Annotated in this window: 10 protein-coding genes; all 10 read left to right on the forward strand. The window is 39.3% G+C overall.

Annotation, left to right across the window (positions count from 1 at the left end):
* Positions 1 to 21 precede the first annotated feature (21 nt).
* Positions 22 to 2004, forward strand: coding sequence for a T9SS type A sorting domain-containing protein (locus BN2628_RS13275; RefSeq protein ID WP_257606487.1), 1983 nt, complete (start codon positions 22 to 24; stop codon positions 2002 to 2004).
* Between the two features lie 153 nt (positions 2005 to 2157).
* Positions 2158 to 3567 carry a sialate O-acetylesterase gene (locus BN2628_RS13280; RefSeq protein ID WP_246469127.1) on the forward strand — a complete coding sequence of 470 codons (1410 nt, stop codon included), beginning with the start codon at positions 2158 to 2160 and terminating at the stop codon, positions 3565 to 3567.
* Positions 3568 to 3606: 39 nt separating this feature from the next.
* Positions 3607 to 5814 (forward strand): alpha-galactosidase, encoded by a 2208-nt coding sequence (locus BN2628_RS13285; RefSeq protein ID WP_055100399.1) that lies wholly within the window; start codon positions 3607 to 3609, stop codon positions 5812 to 5814.
* A gap of 8 nt (positions 5815 to 5822) precedes the next feature.
* Positions 5823 to 7772 (forward strand): sialate O-acetylesterase, encoded by a 1950-nt coding sequence (locus BN2628_RS13290; RefSeq protein ID WP_021931890.1) that lies wholly within the window; start codon positions 5823 to 5825, stop codon positions 7770 to 7772.
* A gap of 39 nt (positions 7773 to 7811) precedes the next feature.
* Positions 7812 to 9341, forward strand: coding sequence for a glycoside hydrolase family 28 protein (locus BN2628_RS13295; protein WP_055097644.1), 1530 nt, complete (start codon positions 7812 to 7814; stop codon positions 9339 to 9341).
* A 69-nt stretch (positions 9342 to 9410) separates the two neighbouring features.
* Complete coding sequence (locus BN2628_RS13300) at positions 9411 to 12614, forward strand: SusC/RagA family TonB-linked outer membrane protein (RefSeq protein WP_021931888.1); 3204 nt, start codon at positions 9411 to 9413, stop codon at positions 12612 to 12614.
* Positions 12615 to 12625: 11 nt separating this feature from the next.
* Positions 12626 to 14365 (forward strand): RagB/SusD family nutrient uptake outer membrane protein, encoded by a 1740-nt coding sequence (locus tag BN2628_RS13305; RefSeq protein ID WP_021931887.1) that lies wholly within the window; start codon positions 12626 to 12628, stop codon positions 14363 to 14365.
* A 35-nt stretch (positions 14366 to 14400) separates the two neighbouring features.
* The gene (locus BN2628_RS13310; protein ID WP_055097647.1) at positions 14401 to 17220 is read left to right on the forward strand and encodes a SusC/RagA family TonB-linked outer membrane protein; all 2820 of its coding nucleotides are present in this window, start codon (positions 14401 to 14403) and stop codon (positions 17218 to 17220) included.
* Positions 17221 to 17236: 16 nt separating this feature from the next.
* Positions 17237 to 18985, forward strand: coding sequence for a RagB/SusD family nutrient uptake outer membrane protein (locus BN2628_RS13315; RefSeq protein ID WP_055097650.1), 1749 nt, complete (start codon positions 17237 to 17239; stop codon positions 18983 to 18985).
* A 28-nt stretch (positions 18986 to 19013) separates the two neighbouring features.
* Positions 19014 to 20348: a DUF5013 domain-containing protein gene (locus tag BN2628_RS13320; protein ID WP_055097653.1), complete on the forward strand. Its 1335-nt coding sequence runs from the start codon at positions 19014 to 19016 to the stop codon at positions 20346 to 20348.
* Positions 20349 to 20354: the final 6 nt, after the last annotated feature.

Genomic DNA, 20354 nt, shown 5'->3' on the forward strand with positions numbered 1-20354 from the left:
AAGATGTTAATAAAATTATATATGATGACAATGAGAAACAATACGAAATTTTTAGTCTTATTTATCTTTCTGTTAGGAATATTTGGTGGTCTTTGTGCTGAGGAAACAATGGGTGATTTGAGGGCTATCTTGGATGCTCAAAAAGGGAATGATTGTGTTATAGATATACCCAAAGGCACGTACGTACTTGATTTGAAAGATGGGAAAGGGCCTTATGCTTTTAATTATAGAAAAAATGTGAAGATAAAAGGGAATGGTTCTACCATCATTTGTAATTTTCAGAACCAGGCATTCAATTTTGACCATTGTGAAAATATGGTCTTTTCCGATTTGACAATCGATTATGATCCGCCCTGTTCTACTCAGGGGACGATAATCTCTATGTCTGCTGATGCGAAGACATTGCAAGTGGAGATTCATGAAGGATACCCTATGATAAACCCGGAAACAGAGCAGGACAGGGTACATATTTTTGATAAAGATACGCGGGAATTGGTGTGGGATTTTTATACTAACCAGATAACCGACCCCATAAAGTTTTTAGATGGTCGCAAGGTTGAAGTAAATTTGGCTATGCCGAAACCTCGCGCTTATGAGGTAGGAGATTATATTGTTTTCAATAATATTCCCAAGGGATATAAGAGACATTGTATGTTATTGAATTATTGTAAAAATATGACAATGTCCAATATTACGGTTTACGATTCTCCACAATTTCACTTTGGAGAACATTATTGTGAGAATACGCATTATTATCGTTGTGTAATTGATAGGAAAAAGAACGACCCGAGATTCCCCATCGACAGGTTGCGCCCGGGAATTGCCGATGGCATTCACAGTAGACATGCTACGGTAGGTCCTACTATAGAGGAGTGTACCATTTTGTATACGAATGATGATCCGATAGCAATAAATGGTAATTTTTATCCGGTTTCCTCAGTTGATGCCGATTATAAGCAGTTGTATGTTTTGACTCGGGAAGGTTCCCTTGGGGATTTTACGCTTAAACAGGATGAAAATCTTGTAGCGGTGTCGAATGGCGGAGTCAGACGGGGTGCAGCCAAAGCTTCTAGGGTGAGATTTTCAACTCCTCCTACCTCTGCTGAGGTCAAGAAATGTCTTTCTTATTTTAGGGATATTAAGGATACCCGTTATATAAATAAGGCCATGATTCAATTTTCGGATGAAGAGTGGGAGAAAGTAAAAACTGTAGCTCCGGGTGATGTTCTGTATTCTACAGACAGACTTGGATCTGGGTTCAAGGTCATAAATTGCACAATCGGGCATGTTCCGGGAAGGGGTATATTGATCAAATCTGTGAATGGTAAAATACAAAATAATACGATTACGAATACCGGGGCCGGAGCTATTATTATAGGACCGGAGTTTAACTGGATGGAGGCTGGGTTGTCGGAAAATTTAGAGATTAGTGGGAATTACATTGAGACATGTATGTGGCGGCAAAATTTGAAACGCTCCCAGTGTGCCGCCATTTCTGTTGTTTTGGAGGCTTCGAATGGTGATTTGGGACCTGCCGGAGGACTTAGAAATATTATCATACATCGCAATACGATAAAGGACTGTCCGATGCCATGTGTGTTCCTGAATGGAATAGACGGAGGATATTTTTACAAGAATACGATAGAGCCGGCTAGCTGGATTCGTGATCATGGTTCGAACTTTTTGATACCGAATACCAAGCCGTATGTAACGAAATATGTCAGCAATATTATTACCGATGAAGACCCTTTGACGAGTATAGATGAGGTAAAAAGAACTGGAGAGCAGGAAATCCTTATAGATGCATCGGGGCGTGTAAGTCTCAAAGGCCATCAGGGGGAACCGGTAAAGATGAGAATATTCGATATGGTAGGGAAACAGATATCGGAAGATGATTTCACCGAGCTTTCTACTGTCTCTTTGAATGAGCTTGGACAGGGAATATACATTATTCATTTGATATGTAATAATAAAAATTTCTCTAAAAAATATTCGGTATTTTGAAATATCTAAAATCATAAAATTTGATATCCTGAAAATTTTAAATCCATGAAAGTGTGTTTTAAGGTAGATAGAATTTTTTTTCTTCTCTTTTTTAGTTTTTCGCTTATAGACTTACAGGCAGAAGTTCTTCTGCCGAGTCTTATAAGTGATAATATGGTATTGAAACAGAAATCTAAAGTGGCATTGTGGGGATGGGATACTCCGGGGACAAATGTGCAGGTTGAGACTGGTTGGAATGGTAAAGTGTATAACGCAGTAGCCGGTGCAGATGGCAAATGGAGTTTAAATGTTTCTACTCCGAAGGCCGGTGGTCCGTTTCAGATTTGGATAGACGGTACCAATCGGGTCACATTGGATAATGTTATGGTTGGGGAAGTTTGGTTTACTAGTGGCCAGTCAAATATGGGTTGGTCAGTAGCTGAGGAAAAAAACTCGGAGAATGTATTGAAAAATGCCAAACATGATAATATCAGGCTTTTTCATGTTCCCCGTCAAGTTTCTGACCGGAAAGAGATGAAATTAAGGAAACAGGCTTCATGGAAAAGTTGTGATGCAAAGTCTGTGAAACATTTTTCGGCCATGAGCTATTATTTTGCGGTGCTTTTGCAGGAAAAATTGAATGTGCCGGTAGGGATTATTTCCGCCTCATGGGCAGGTACAGGTATTGAGTCTTGGCTTTCTTACGATTTGCAAGAGTCAGACAGCAAGTTAAGGAAGTCGATAGAAAGATGGAATGCGTGGGAAAGAGCCTATAGTAAGGATAGTGCCATGTATGCAGAAAAAATGCTGGTATGGCAAAAAGATACGGCAAGAGGCATTGTCAATAAACCGGTAAAGAAACCCAAAAGTGTTCACATGCTCGAGCGTCCCCATTGTAAGCCCGGGGCTTTGTATAATGGTATGGTATATCCTTGTATGCCATATACAATATCCGGTCTTATTTGGTATCAGGGAGAAAATAGTGTAGAATGGGCAGATGAATACGAATATCAGTTACAGAATTTTATCGATAGTTGGAGGAATGGATTTCGTTCGGATTTCCCGGTTCTGATCGGTCAATTGACCAATTTCAATTATCCATCGGCTGAGAGGGCTGCTATTGTGAGAGATGCCCAGTTGAAAGCTGGAGAGAAGGATAATACCTATGTTATCTGTACGATAGAAATTGGTAATCCTGATGATGTGCATCCGAACAATAAGGTGCCTTTCGGCGAACGGTTTGCCGATGCTGCGTTGAATAAGGTATATGGAAAAGCGGGATTGGCAGATTATCCCATAGCAGAGGGCGCGGTAAAAAAAGGAGCTGAAGTTGTTGTGAAGTTTAAATACGCAAAAGGGTTATGGGTAAAAGGAGATACATTGAATGATGTTTCTGTTTATGATGCAAACGGCCATAAAATGGATGTGAAGACTCGTATCGAGAGGAATAGGTTGATCATATATGGTGATAATGTCCGGAATGCGGTGAAAGTAAGTTATGCTGTCGATAATGATGTGAAGGCAAACTTGTATAATGGTGATAATCTCCCGGCATTTCCTTTTACATTATCGATAAAGCAATAAGGGATATAAATATAAGTGAAGAATAAATATAATGTTGGTATGAGAAAATTTATAACAGTTATTTTTTTATTATTGGTTTCGATAGGGATAAAATTATATGCGTCACCTGTAAAAATTATACCGGTAGAAACTACTGGGCTGAGTATGGTTTTTACAGTTTCAGAAAATAAAAAAGTTATTTTTCAATATTTTGGAGATAAGATATCATCAGATAGCCAGACAATATTTCTGAATAGGAAATATAAACCGAGACGGGACGGGCGTTCTTTAGCCCCGGAAGTATTTCCTGCTGCAGGAGACTTTTTAGATCCGGCTTTACAGTTGACACATTCTGACGGGGTAATAACGACTGACCTGTACTATGTCGGACATGATATAAAAGATATTGATGCCAACGTTGTTGAGACGAAAATTTGTTTAAAGGACAAATTATATCCTCTTTTTGTAAATGTAATATTTAAAGCATATAAGAAAGAAAATGTTATTACTCAATATATTGAGTTGGAAAACAAGGAGAAAGATGATATAAGAATAGAAAAAATTGCATCGGCTTATATCCCTTTACATAAGAAAGCGTATTATTTGACTCATTTTCATGGAGGTTGGGGTGCAGAGATGAAGATGAAGGAAGAACGATTGACTCCGGGAGTAAAGAGTATAGAAGCGAGAACCGGAATTTTGACAACGGAATCGGTTAATCCTTCCTTTATGCTTTCATCGGATGCTCCGGCACAAGAAAATTCGGGTGAGACTTATGCCGGTTCTTTGGCTTGGTCAGGAAACTACAAACTGACTTTTGAGATAGACAAGTATGGTATGCTGCATATTCTGGGAGGAATCAATCCTTATGCTTCATCCTTGTCGATAGAGCCGGGTGAGAAGTTTAAGACTCCGGAAATGGTATGGACTTACAGTTCGTGCGGGAGAGGACAAATATCGAGAAACTATCATGATTGGTGCCGTCGTTATGCATTGGCTCATGGAGACCAGATACGCCCTGTCGTATTGAATAGTTGGGAAGGTACTTACTTCAAATTTGATGAGAAGAAGGTAAAAGATATGATTGACGATGCCGCGGATTTCGGAATCGAGATGTTTGTTCTTGACGATGGTTGGTTTGGAAATAAATATCCTCGTGATGATGACCGTTTTGGATTGGGCGATTGGCAGCCGAATAAGAAAAAACTTCCTCATGGAATAGGTTATTTGGCTGATTATGCACATAAAAAAGGTTTGAAGTTTGGCATTTGGGTAGAACTGGAGATGGTGAATCCCAAAAGTGAATTGGCTGAGAAACATCCGGAATGGGTTGTAAAAAGTGGGGACAGAGATATTTTATTGGTAAGGGACCAATGGGTATTGGATTTGACTAATCCGGAGGTTCAAGATTTTATTGTAGAGACATTTGGTGAAATATTATCCAGTTCACCGAATATCACTTATGTGAAATGGGATTCGAATCGGTTTATTAATAATCCCGGTTCCGAGTATTTACCGGCTGACAAGCAATCTCATTTTTGGGTAGACTATATCAATGGGCTGTATTCTGTCTATGAGAGAGTGCGGGCAAAATATCCGCATATAACCATACAGCTATGTTCGTCGGGAGGTGGTCGTTTGGACTTTGGTGCTTTGAAATATCATGATGAAGTCTGGGCCAGTGATAATACCAATCCGCTAAGCCGGATATTCATACAATATGGAACGAATATGTTTTTCCCGGCCATTGCTACTGGGGCACATGTCTCGATAAGCCCGAATCATCAGACGAAAATGAATGCGTCTCTGAAATATAGGTTCGATGTAGCTATGGCAGGTCGTTTGGGTATGGAATTGCAGCCTAAAGATTTGCAAGGGGAAGAACGTGTCTTTGCCAAAAATGCGATAGAGACATACAAGAAGATTCGTCCTGTGGTTCAGTTCGGTGATTTATACAGGCTTGTATCTCCTTATGATGAGGGAGGATGGGCAGCCAACATGTATGTTGCCAAAGATAAAAAATCAGCAGTGGTTTTAGCGTATAGTTTTGAATTTCATGGTCGGGATAGATTTTTGGAATTTAGACTGAATGGTTTGGATAAAAATAGAAAGTACAAACTGACCGAATTGAATACGACAGGTAAAAAACGCTCGTTCTGGGGAGATAATATGGTCTTTACGGGAGAAGAGCTTATGAAGATGGGAATAAATATAAATGATAGTTCCATGTTCGATAGTTTTGTCTTTTTGCTTACAGCAGTTGATTGATCAGATTTATGATAAAGAGATTGGTAATAGTAGTTTTGGGGCTGGTATGTATTTTCCAATTATCTGCAGAAATTAAACTTTCTGGGATTTTTGGAGATAATATGGTTATCCAGCGAGATGCTCCGGTGATGATTTGGGGATGGGGAGACAAAGGTGAATCGGTGACAGTCCATTTCAATGGGCAGCATCGGAAAACGAGAGTGACGAAGAATGGCCGCTGGGAATTGGAATTGGAAAAAATGTCTTTTGGAGGGCCTTATGACATGACGATTGTCGGGCGTGAAAATACAATTCGGATAGGAAATATTCTAATCGGAGATATTTGGTTTTGCAGTGGACAGTCGAATATGGAGTTTCAAGTGAAAGAGGCGTATAATGCTTCCGGAGAGATAGAGGCGGCTGATTATTCCATGATACGTTCTTTGAATGTACCGCGTACGATAAATGCTTTGCCTCAAGATGATGTCAAAGGTCGATGGGAGGTTTGTTCACCTTCTTCGGTGGGAAATTTCACGGCTGTCGGATATTTTTATGCTCGAGAGCTTTATAAAAAATTACAGATTCCTATCGGTATTATACATTCCTCATGGGGAGCAACAGGGGTGAGAACCTGGACAAGCAGGTCGGCTTTCGATACTTTGCCCCAGTACATGAAAGCCGATTATGACCAATTGGCTTTGACAGATTATAATCGGTTTCAAGAGCTCAATACTGAAAAACGTAACCAATTTGAAATAGCGCTGAAAAATGATAAAGGGATGGCTGAGAGATGGTATCTCCCATCGACAGATATTACTTCATGGGGCGAAATGAGAGTCCCTTGCGCTTGGGTATCGACCGAGTTGGGACGTTCGGTAGGTAATGTTTGGTATGGTTATAAAATACAGCTTTCCGAAAGGGCGGCCGATAAACCTGCGATATTGTCGTTGGGAATTATTGATGATGGAGATATGGTTTGGGTAAATGGCGTAAAAGTAGGAGAAGGACACGGTATTGACAAAAGGCGTATTTATGATATCCCTGAAAAATTATTGATAAATGGGGAGAATACGATAACTGTCCGGGTAAATAACTCTTCTTATACAGGAGGTTTTATTGCCGAGCCCGAAGATTATTATCTTGAGATAAAAGCCAAAGGAAAACTTCGCTATCCTTTGGCAGGGAAATGGAAGTATAGGAAATCTGCAGCGAGTGTAGATTTCGGTTATGTGGAAATTGGACCTAATATAGCTCCGTCGTTACTGTATAATGCCATGGTACATCCTTTTATTAAATTCAAGATAAAGGGCGCAATTTGGTATCAGGGGGAACACGATACAGGAAGAGCTTATGCTTACAGGACTATGTTCCCTAACCTTATAAAGGACTGGAGACATCAGTGGGGGTATGAGTTTCCTTTTTTTTGGGTATCATTGGCCAATATGAATCCTGAAGATTCTGTTCCGAAAGACAGTCCGTGGGCTGAATTGCGTGAAGCACAGACTATGACACTTTCTCTACCTCAGACGGGACAGGTCGTAATTTATGACATAGGTGACGCTTATAATATACATCCGGTAAATAAACAGGAGGTGGGCCGGCGGTTGGCATTGGTGGCGATGAACAAAGTGTATGGAGAAAAAAATTTAGTGTGTAGTGGGCCTACATATAAATCTTTTGAAAAGAGAGGAGACAAGATAATTGTCTCCTTCAATGGCACAGAAAGCGGTTTATATACGAAAAATAATAAATATGGCTATGTTACAGGTTTTTCTATCGCTGGAGAAGATAGAAAATTTGTGTGGGCAAAGGCGTATATACAGGGAGATAAAGTAGTCGTGTTTTCAGATGAAGTAAAAGAACCGGTGGCCGTTCGTTATGCTTGGGCAAATAATCCGGGGGCCAATCTGTGTAATAAAGAAGGATTATTGGTTGTCCCTTTCCGTACGGATTCTTGGAAAGGTTGTACCGAAAAATAAGTCGTAAAAACAATAATAATAACTTAGAATAATTTGCAAATGAAGAAAGTATTACTAATGAGCCTATTGTGCTTGTGGGGAGTCGGGATGCAAGGTGCGGACACTTCAATTTTGGACTTTGGTGCCCATCAAAATTCCGCTGATAATACCAAGGCAATCCAAGCTGCGATAGACAGTTGTGCCTTGACAGGTGGAGGTACTGTACATATACCGTCCGGTACTTATTTAACATCGACAATTTTTTTGAAAAGTAATGTTCATCTCTATTTGCATGGAGGGAGTATACTTAAGGGTGTTACAGACCCTAAAGCTTATCAGGGAAAGGCTGTGGTTGTAGGTGAGAACATCAGAAATGCTTCTGTTCGTGGTGAAGGCTGTATTGACGGTCAGGGAAATCACCAGAACTTCCAATTTGGAGATGATAAAGGACGTAGACCCCATGTCATCTTATTTGAGCGTTGCCAGAATGTACAAGTAAAAGATGTGTTTTTGTATAATTCTGCTTCATGGACATTGCGCTGTTCTAATTCAGATGGTATTCGTATCAACAGTATAAAGATATACTCTCATGGAAATCATAATTGCGATGGGATTGATATTAATAGTCGCAATGTGGTGATATCGGATTGTATTATCGATTGTGATGATGATGGAATATGCTTTAAGACGGATGCTCCCGGTTTCGATGTAGAGCATGTTACGGTATCAAACTGTGTCATTTCGTCTAATTGTAACGGAATAAAATTTGGTACAGGTTCCTTTAATGCTTTTCGGAATATCAGTGTCAGCAATTGTGTGATACGAAAAGCTTCGGAAAATAATATTCGCACATGGTCCAAAATGCTGAGAGGCATTTCAGCAGATACGACCGTCATTTCGGGAATAGCTCTTGAAGTAGTTGACGGAGGGATAATGGACCGGGTTGTGATCAATAATATTTCGATGCAGGATATCCAGACCCCTATATTTATCCGTTTAGGTAATCGGAGAGGAAATGGTGTATTGAAGAATGTTACTATATCCAATATTGTAGCAGAAAATGAAAGTCTTATCACTTCATCGATAACAGGGATTCCCGGACACTATGTTGAGAATGTCACTTTGAGAGATATTACATTTACTTATACCGGTGGTGCGGATGAAAAGGATGCATCTATCGTTGTTCCGGAAAAAATCAGTGAATATCCTGAAAATAGAATGTTCGGGCCGGTATTGCCTGCTTATGGATTGTATGTCAGACATGTCAAGAATCTGACTATAGAGAATATCCAATGTCGTGTACGCAAACCTGATTATCGTCCGGCATTCATTTTTGATGATGTTCATAATGCATCATTAAATAATTTCCAGGCAGATGTTTCTTTAGGGAAGAGTCCCATTATCCGTATTGATAATTCTTCTGATATTTTGTTGTCGAGATTTCGTGCGACGGATAATGTCCCTTTGTTTTTGAAAGTAAATGGTGCAGATAGCCAACGTATAGATATTAGAGATAATGATTTTGATAAAATTAAAAGAAAGGTTGAGTATGATAAGAAAGTAAAGGAATCTGAGATTTTAGGATTATAGTTTATGTTGATTGAATTTAAATAAATAGAGAGAATATATGAAAAGTGTGAACAAAAAAATCTGAAAAAAATGGAAGAACACACCAATTTTAAAATTAAATGTTTTGATGTAGGATTCTTTTTACAGAAGGTCCTGAATGTATGCCTGATATTTTTGCTCATTTCAGTGACACCTTTACGAGCGGAAATTTCAGAAACTGTATCTTCTGCACCGAAACCTCTGACAGGTAAGGTTGTTGACTCAAAAGGGGAACCTCTGATTGGTGCTTCGGTAGTTGTTAAAGGAACCACGCGAGGTACAGTGACAGATATTGATGGGAAGTTCTCGATTCAGGCGGCAGTGGGCGAAACTCTTGAGTTTACCTATTTGGGATATACTAAAGTAACTCATAAGGTAAAAGAGTTAAAACCATTGACCATTACTATGTCTGAGGATGCTCAAATGGTGGATGAAGTCGTAGTGGTCGGTTATGGTGTACAAAAGAAAGAAACCGTAACGGGAGCTATATCTTCGGTAAATACGAAAGATTTGGTACAATCCTCACAAGCGAATATCAGTAATGCGCTCGTTGGACGTTTACCGGGTCTTACAGCGGTACAAAAATCAGGGGAACCGGGTAATGACCAGTCTATCATCCGTATTCGGGGTATCGGTTCTTTTGCCGGTTCTTATGACAGTGATTTACAAAATCCGCTGGTTATGGTTGATGGTGTGGAAGTGGCAAATTATAACAATATAGACCCGAATGAAATTGAAAATGTAGCGATACTTAAAGATGCTTCGGCTACAGCAGTATATGGTGTACGTGGTGCAAACGGGGTAATCTTGATAACTACAAAACGGGGATTGGTAGAGAAACCGAAATTAAGTGTATCTACCAATTTTGCCATGAATTCGTTTACGAACTTACGTGAACCGATGGATGCTTATAACTGGGCGGTACAACTAAATAATACTCGTAAATATGATGGTTATTTGACTGGAAACTATGACCCGGTGTTCACTCCGGAGGAGATACAAAAATTCAAAGATAATTCGGACCCGATATTTTATCCGAATACCAATTGGGTAGATATGCTATTTAAGAAAATGAGTTTGCAGACTCAGCATAATATCAACTTAAGGGGAGGTACAGAAAGGGTAAAATATTTTGCTTCTTTGGGTATATTTACGCAGGGAGGTATGTACAATAATACGAATTTGGTTCCGGATTATAATGCTCAGGTTCGTTATGAACGATATAATTTCCGTACGAATTTTGACTTTAAGGTAACAAAGAGACTCAATGTTACCTTGAATGTTTCTGACCAGATGGAATTTAATCATCGTCCCGATGAAGATACCGGAGTAATCCTTTCGTACGCATTCTCACATCCACCTACGTCAGGACCTGGTATAGTAGATGGTAAAGTGATCGAGAATTTGGACGGACGGTATAATTATTCCAGAAATCCGGTTACCCGTTTGATGATTAATAGTGGAGCTTTGAAAATTTATTCAAACCAATTGAATGTTTCAGTGAAGCCGACTTACGACCTTGGATTCTTAGTAAAAGGTTTGAGTGTGCATGCTATGATATCTTACCAACAATGGAATTGGCATAGAACTCGGTATTATAAAGAAGTACAGACTTATAAGGCTGTAAAAAAACCGGATGGTTCTCCCAGCTTTTTGCCGCAGGGGACACCTTCACCTTATAATCTGACCGAGTCTTTCAGTCAGAGAAGCCGCAATTATTTTGAGGCAGGTATTAATTATGCCGGACAGTTTGGTGACCATTCGGTAGGTGCATTGTTATTGTATAATCAGACCAAAGATTATAACCCGAATTTGTTATATAAGATTCCGAGTGCTTATACCGGATTGGTAGGACGTGTGACGTATTCTTATAAAAACAGATATTTGGCTGAGTTCAATGCCGGTTATAACGGAACGGAGAATTTTGCCGAGGGACATAGGTTCGGTTTTTTCCCGGCTTACTCTTTAGGCTGGGTCTTGAGTGAAGAAAGTTTCTTCCCGGAAAATAAGGCTGTAAGTTTTGTGAAAATTAGAGGCTCGTATGGAGAAGTTGGAAACGATAAGATTGGGGGGCAGCGGTTCCTATATCTGCCTACGACATATACATACAATACGTCGGATAATAACGGTAATGCTATTGCAAGTAATAATGCTTATTTCTTTGGAACATTGGGCCAAGATTATAAGAAATGGGATATGACAGCTTCTGAGGGTAAATTGGGAAATCCTGATTTGACTTGGGAAAGAGCAAAGAAGATGAATATAGGTGCCGATATTCATTTCTGGGATGGTCGGATAAAATTTACAGGAGACTTCTTTAAAGAACGGAGGGATAATATTCTGGCAAACCGGGGAAGTGTGCCTGTAATCGTGGGTGCAGACCTTCCGGCGTATAATTTGGGAAAAATGGAAAATTATGGGTTTGACGGTGAAATATCATATTATGACCATGTCGGCAAATTTAATTATTGGGTGAAAGGATTATTTACGTTCGCTCGTAATAAAATTATAGAAATGGACGAGGTGGATAGAGCCTATCCCTATATGCAACGTACCGGTAAGCCTTTTGAACAATATTTCGGACTTATCGCCGAAGGTTTTTATAATACATGGGAAGAGGTAAATGACCCGAACCGTCCTGCTTCTATGTGGAACAATAACAAGTTACAGCCGGGAGATGTGAAATATAAGGATGTGAATGGGGATGGTATTATCAATAACAATGATATGGTACCTATCGGATATACTCCTTTCCCTGAAATATCTTATGGTTTCTCATTAGGCGGTAGCTATAAGAATTTTGACTTTTCTGTTTTATTCCAAGGAGCTGCACATGCATCGAAGAAAGCATCGAAGAAATTTTATCAGGGATGGCAACAAGATGGTTCAGCCTTGGATTTCTTGAAAGATTGGAGCTGGACTCAAGAGAAGTATGAAAATGGAGAGAAAATAACATTTCCCCATGTATCTGCTGATAAGTCTCAGATGCACAACTACCAAAATTCTACTTTGTGGATACGTGATTCGAAATATTTACGCTTAAAGAATGTCGAATTGGGGTATACTTTCAGAGATGGTATATTGAGAAAGCTACGTATCGAATCGGCTCGTATATATGTGAATGGAACCAATCTTCTTACTTGGAGTGGTTTATGGAAAGGAGAAGACCCGGAAGTTCCTTCATATGATGATAATGGTTATGAACCATATCCTTTGGTAAGAACGGTTAACATGGGAATCAATATCAATTTTTAATGAATACTAAGATGAAAAATTTGTCATATAAAATCACAGTCGTATTTTTAAGTATACTGTTAAGTTCGATAAGTTTGTCGTGTGATGATTATCTGGAAAAACCTCCCGGAGTAGATGTGACAGAAGACACTATTTTTTCTTCTCCTGTCCAAGTAGACTATTTTGTTGCGGGAACTTATTTTATGGGAGTAAAGAGTGATTTTCCTTATTGGAATGATCATGATAGAAGTGATATTGGTTGGGGTGCGGCAACTGATGAAGCCGAGATAACTCAGGGGTGGTATTGGTGCCAGGCCCCATGGAATGCAGGTGGAATGAGTCCGAGTAATACTGGTGACCTTCGTTTTACAACTCATTGGAAAGCAATTCGTAGAGCAAATACCATCATAGAGCGTATCGATAATGCTCCATTCGATGATCCTGCTTTTAAAAGAAGGGTCAAAGGTGAAGGCTATTGTATCAGAGCTCTTAATTATTTTGAATTATTACGTAAATACGGTGGTGTACCTATTCTTCGAGAAAGAGTGGATATAGGAGGTAACCTTAAAATTCCAAGAAGTACGGTAAAAGAAGTCGTTCAGTTTATTTTGGATGATTGTAAAGAAGCCATATCTCTTTTGCCGAAACCGAATGAGTTGAGTACTTCGGAAAGGGGACGTCTGACTAACTTGGCGGCAATGTGTTTGAAAGCCAGAACTTTATTATATGCTGCAAGTCCGACATTCAATACAGCCAAACCGTATTTGAATTTTGGTGCCAATAATGACCTGATTATTTTAGGTGATTATGATAAAGAGAGATGGAAAGAGGCAGCCGATGCGGCGAAGGATGTTCTCGATGAGGCTGCTAGAACAGGAGTAAAACTTGTAAAAAACAAGAAAGATGATGCTACGGGAGAAGATATATCGTATTTATATATTTGGGATCAGCCAGACAATGAAGAAGTGATACTTGCTGACCAGTGTCGGGGTAAAGTGGGTACAGGACATTTCCCATGGAATGGTCAAATACCGAGTGTCGTTGGTGGTTCAGGTGGAGGCCTATGTATGACATTCAATTTTGTTATGAAATATGAGACGAAGAATGGTACACCTCAGACTTGGAATATGGATGGTGGTGATGATTTGATGGCGAAATACGAAGAATTGGATCCCCGTTTCAGACAGACAGCAACTTATCACGGTCGGCCTTGGAATACGACGGATAATCTCTCGATGGATTTGTCTGAGACCGGTAATGACAAATGTATAACTGGGCAGTATATGCATAAGCCGGTACCTTTGGCTGTTAGTCGGCGAGACAATGTACGGGTAGAGCCTAAAGGGTGTATTTTCAGGTTGGCAGAATTTTATTTGAGTTATGCCGAGGCCTTGAATGAGTATTATGATGTTCCACCAGAAGAGGCATACGATGCTGTTGATGAGATTAGAGGACGGGTAGGTATGCCTAAGTTGCCTCGTAATTTATCCCAAAGTGAATTCCGGGAAAGGGTTCGGAACGAGAGAGCTATCGAATTATGCATGGAAGGCCACCGGTTGTATGATACAAGACGTTGGGAAATATGCGAACAAGATGGTGTTATGAGAGGAAATATGTATGGTATTAAAATTTATAAAATTGACGGCTCTAAAGAATGCCGTTATGAACCATATGTTTTTGAAGTGAGGACATTTACTAAAAAAATGTACAGACACCCGTTTTCTACTGGAGAAATGGATAAAGGATATTTGATACAAAATCCGGGATATTGATGTAAGTGCGTTTCTTAAACTTTTAAATAAATATTATGAATTCAATATTTAAATATATAACGAGTTTTGTTTTCCTCGCCATTCCTGTATCTATGTCAGCGGCAGGGGACAGCTTGTCTGTAAAAACTCATATCGGGTATGATGTGCAGGACGAATACAAAGTAAGTAGTGCTATCTCTTCGGTTCGGGGAGATGAGTTGTCAAAATCATTTACACCGAACCTGCTTAACTCCTTGGCCGGCAGATTGCCGGGGCTTACTGTAGGACAAGGTTCGGATGAGCCCGGTGTTATTGATAATAGTCTGTTTATAAGAGGTATGGGTACATTTCAGGGATTGAAGGAGCCTTTGATTGTTATCGATGGTTTTGTAACTCAATATACCGATGCTGATGGGTATCTGCGGACGTTATTGTCTCAACTGATGCCAGAGGAGATAGAATCTGTTACACTGTTAAAGGATGCTTCGGCAACCGCAATTTACGGATTGAGAGGTGCCAATGGTGTTTTGTTGATAAATACGAAAAGAGGGACAAATTCTCCTTTGAAGATTAATTTCACAGCTCAGGTCGGGTTTCAGCAGCCTACGAAAATGCCGAAATTCTTGAACTCGTATGATTATGCTAATTTGTATAATGAAGCTTATGGATATGTAAATGGAGGTGCCCAGTATTATGGACCAGAAGCTTTGGATGCTTATAAAAATGGCACTGATAAGTATTTGTATCCGGATGTAGACTGGTATGATGAGACATTGAGGAAAACAGCCGAAATGTATAAAGTCGGGCTGAATTTTCAAGGTGGGAATGATGTTGTGAAATATTTTGTACTATTGAACTATTTAGGCAATTCCGGACTTATGAAACGGACAGAGGACTTATCTGATAAAACTAGTAATCAACGTTATAACCGTTATAATGTCCGCTCCAATATGGATGTGAATATCTCTAAGAATCTTTCAGCACATATTACATTAGGTATAGCAATAGAGGATAAGATAACTCCGGGAGGAACGGGTGCCGGTAAAAATACAGATGACCTCTTTAACCGGATACAATCTTTACCTCCTAACTCTTTCCCTGTTCGAAATCCGAATAATTCGTGGGGTGGTAGCAGTAACTGGTCGAATCCATTAGCGAATATTGCTGAGCGGGGGTATTGGAGACAGAACTCAAGGAATATAAATTCTGCATTGAAACTGACGGAGAAATTAGATATGTTGCTTCCCGGGTTGAGTATTTCCGGTGCGATAGCATTCAACAGTTATTATTTGGGATATTCTAACCGTTATGCCAATTATGAATATTATGCATTGACGGGTAAAGATGCAGAAGGGAAATATCAGTATTCGGAACCATTTGGTAAAAAAGAGTCGTTGACGATTGATGACTCGTTATCTGACCAGTGGAGAAATACGACACTCCAGGGCTCTTTGAACTATAGCGGTTCATTTGATGTACACGATATCGATGCTTTACTGATGTATTCTTATGAAAATGAAGCGTATGGAAAACAACAACCGTTTGTCCATGTAGGTATGGGGGCTCGATTTACATATACATATGCCAAGAAATATATAGGGGAATTCTCTATGGGATTACAGGCAACAGAAACTTTTGCTAAAGGGCATCGTGCAGGATTTTTCCCAGCAGGTTCTGTAGGCTGGATCATTTCGGAAGAAGATTTTTTGAAGAAAAACGATGTCGTTAAATTTTTGAAACTTCGGGCATCTTATGGGTTGACCGGAAACGATAAACTCAATGGTGATACTCGCTTTATGTATGACCAAGAATATGGGGAGAAAGATGGGTATAATATCGGGACATCGAATAGTTATTTATATGGTCTTCGTCAATTGAGATTGGCCAATCCGGACATTACTTGGGAGAAAGATAAGAAATTCAATGTTGGAGTTGAAGCAAACTTATGGGGAAAATTGAATTTGACTTTTGATTATTTCTATAATCGCCGTACAGATATATTGTGCTTGCCCAGTCGTACGATACCTTCTTATATAGGAGCTGAGTTGCCTTATCTGAATATTGGAAAGACCAAGAATCAAGGGGTTGAGGCTTCTGTGATGTATAGTGACCATGTAGGAAAAGATTTTAACTATTATGTAAAAGCAGATGTCTGGACAGCTAAAAATAAGATATTGTATATGTCTGAAGAGATTAAAGCAGAAAATAATAGCCATTTGTACAAGACAGGACATCGTATAGACCAGCCTTATTATCTGGAAGCTTTGGGATATTATACACAAGCAGATATTGATAATCCGGACGTTGCAAAACCGACTTGGAAAGATGTGCTTCCCGGTGATTTGAAGTATAAAGATTGGAATGGGGATGGAGTTATTGATAATAACGATAGTTATCCTTTCGGCTATACCGAAACTCCGGAAATTACATTGGGATTGAATTTAGGCTTTACTTATAAAAACTTTGATTTTTCGGCGTTTTTTCATGCAGCTTTGAATAGAACGGTATATCTGGATGCAAGTTATTATAAGGCGTTTCAGAATAATGGTCCTATCTCTGAGTATGCTTTGGGGAGATGGACTTCGGAAGAAACTGCACATATGGCGACCTATCCTCGATTGACTCTTACGAATGAGCAGAATAATTATAGAACATCTACTTTCTGGATGTGTAATGGTAATTTTTTGAAGTTGAGAGATGTAGAGCTTGGATACAGTTTCAAAAATATTATTCCGGCAGCAAAAGCCGATTTGAGAATTTTTGTGAATGGAACCAATCTGTTTGCAATAGATGCAGTTAAAGGATACGATTCGGAACGGATTGGAGGGTATCCGGCAGTAAGAACGATTAGTTTGGGAGCAAATATTCAGTTTTGATTAATACAGTAGTAAAATGAAAAATACGATAAAAATACATAGCATAGCTTTGGTATTGGTGGCTTCTTTGTTTGGCTCATGTTCAGATTTGGACAGAGAATATCCTACAACGTTGACCGAAGAAGCCATTGCTACGGAATATGGTAATCTGCAAAAACAAGTTATTCATCTGTATACCGGGATGCGGGATGGACATTTCTTGATAGATAATGCCATGATGGCTTCGTTGAGTGATGAGGCCGAATATACATTACAAGGTAATGCTCAGACTTTTAATTCCGGTTCGTGGAACCAGTATGTCAATCCTGATGATGTATGGTCGCATTATTATTCCTATATTCGAAGAGTGAATACGTATTTGGAGTCATCGGAAAAATTTGAAGTCAATCTGGACGCTTATAAACTTGATCCGAGTGAGAATGCCCAAGAAATATATAAAACGAGGTTGGCTGATATTACAAATTGGAAAAAAGAGGCTCGTTTTTTAAGAGCATACTATCATTTTGAGTTGATAAAACGATATGGTGGTATACCTATTATGACTACGGCTCTATCGTTAGATACTGATTTTGAGAAAATCCAGAGAAATTCGTTGCAAGAATGTGTCGATTTTGTAGTGAATGAGTGTACGGTTTTAGGAGGTGAAGGCCCAAACGGAGAAGAAGATGCTTTACCTATAGTATATAATAACGATAATTTGGGCAGAGTAACAAGAGGTGCTGCTCTAGCCTTAAAGAGCCGTTTATTATTGTATGCTGCCAGTGATTTATGGAATACTGAATCTTGGGCGCAAGGGTATTCTCATCCGGAATTGATTGTTTTGAACAAGAAAGACCGTAAAGAACGGTGGGCTGAAGCTGCGGCAGCAGCTAAAGCGGTTATAGATTTGTCAGCACAAGCCGGATATGAACTAATGTCCCGATATACGGATTTAGGTAAGGTGTACCAAAGTCCTGAGTTGATATTGGTGCGCCGTATAAATGGAAATACCAATACGTTTGAGAAACTCAATTTTCCGGCTGGTTTTCCGAATGGAGAAGGACGCGTTACTCCATCTCAGAATTTAGTAGATGCTTATGAAATGATTGATGGGAGTAAATTTGACTGGAATAATCCTGAACACGCTGCCAATCCGTATGCCAATCGGGATCCTCGTCTGGCTTTGACAGTATATATGAACGGAGCTTCATTTCAGAATACGACTATAGAAACTTTTGAAGGTGGAGCGCACAAAAATATCAAAAACGGAACTTTGACAGGGTATTATTTGAGAAAGTTTGTGGATTCGAACATCAATCTGGTTACGAATGGGACAAGCAACCATCCTTGGGTGATATTCCGAATATCAGAAATTTATTTGAATTATGCCGAAGCCTTGAATGAATCAGATCCGGGTAATCCAGATATTCTGATTTATGCAAATAAGGCAAGAGAGCGTAGTGATGTTAAAATGACTCCTATAACTGATGCCAGTCAAGATGTGCTTCGGGAGAGAATACGGAATGAAAGACGTGTTGAGCTTGCTTTTGAAGATCATCGTTTGTGGGATACTCGGAGATGGATGACTGCGACAACAGATCTTAATTCAGATTTGGAAGGAGTAGAAATACAAAAGAATGAAAGTGATGGTACATTTACTTATAGGAAAATTTCTGTGGAAAAACGTGTCTTCACTCCCAAAATGTATTTCTATCCAATACCAGGATCTGTTATTTTGAATGAACAGGTCATGGCTGCTGGTTGGGCTCAGAACCCGCTTTGGTAATCATCTTAACGAATAAAATAATAAATGTATGAAAAAGATAATATATAAAGCTCTATCCGTATTGACGGTGTCGATACTATTATATGCTTGTGAATACCGTGAAGTTTATGATGCCGGGTCAGAATATCCGAATGATAAAGTATATATTGCTGGAGTATATGAGACTCTTATTTATAAAGTTGATCAGATTATAGAATCACCGAATGAGCCGTTCCGATATAAAATAGATGCGGAAAATAATAAGCTCCTTATACCAATAGGCATATATAGAGGATCTGTGTGGAGCAAAGGTAATGTTGTGGTGGAATTGGGTGTAGACAATGATACTATACCGGGACTGATCGAGTCGGAAGAATTGGTAGATGAAGATGGAAGTATTCCGGAAATATTACCTGAAGGTAAATATCAACTGGATACTCAAGTGAATATAGCTAAAGGAGAAGATCTCGGAATGTCCAATTTAGCGATAGATATCCCTTTCTTATTATCTAATTTAGATAAGCGCTATGCTTTAGGAGTGAAGATCCTAAGCTCGAATGTCGATATCAATGAAAGTAAGAGTCTTATTGTTTTGGATATTAAGGCCGGACTTATAGAAGCTCAACCGGATTTTACGTTTGAAGTCGATGAAAAAGATCCCTTGAAAATACATATTTCAAATACTTCTGTATTTTGTTTGAATTATGAATGGGATTTCGGGGATGGCTCTGAGATTGTAACGGAACAGGATCCTAAAGAGCATGTATTTCCTGGAGTAGGGATTTATAACGTGAAGTTGACTTCGAAAGGGACACGCGGAAATTTGGTCACTGTAACAAAAGTTATACATATATGGGAAGACATTACAGATGAGTACATAAAGAATAGTGGAGCTCCTTTTGTTAAGGCTGGTTTGGTTTCAGGTCGTGTCGATTGTTTGAAAGATTGGAGTTGTACGGAAAATGTCAAGTCTACTTATAATTCGTCAAAGAAAATCTATGTAGGAGGATATCAAGGTGATAATGGAGGTGTTATGGACTTCTATGCAAATAAGGCTACCGGAGGAGCATTGACCAATGCGAAGATATATCAGTCTGTAGATTTGCCTGCCGGAACCTTTAATGCAGGGTTCATTCCATTTAGATTTGATGGAAAGAGTGATGGTTATCTTGTTGTAACCAAGGGTTCCGAATTGCCGGATATTGAAAATATGATGACCGACCCGGATGTGCTTGCTTATTTGCATTGGGATGAAACGACACCTTTGACAAAGCAGGGTGTAGAGTTTAACTTAGCCTCTGCTGGAACTGTAACTATCGGTTTTGTAGTTTCGAATGAAGAGGGTGCTCGGGTGAAGATAAAATCGGTTTCTTTGGAAAAATAAATAATA

Origin of the sequence: Gabonia massiliensis (genome assembly GCF_001403595.1) — a bacterium.
Classification (GTDB): Bacteria; Bacteroidota; Bacteroidia; order Bacteroidales; family Coprobacteraceae; genus Coprobacter; species Coprobacter secundus.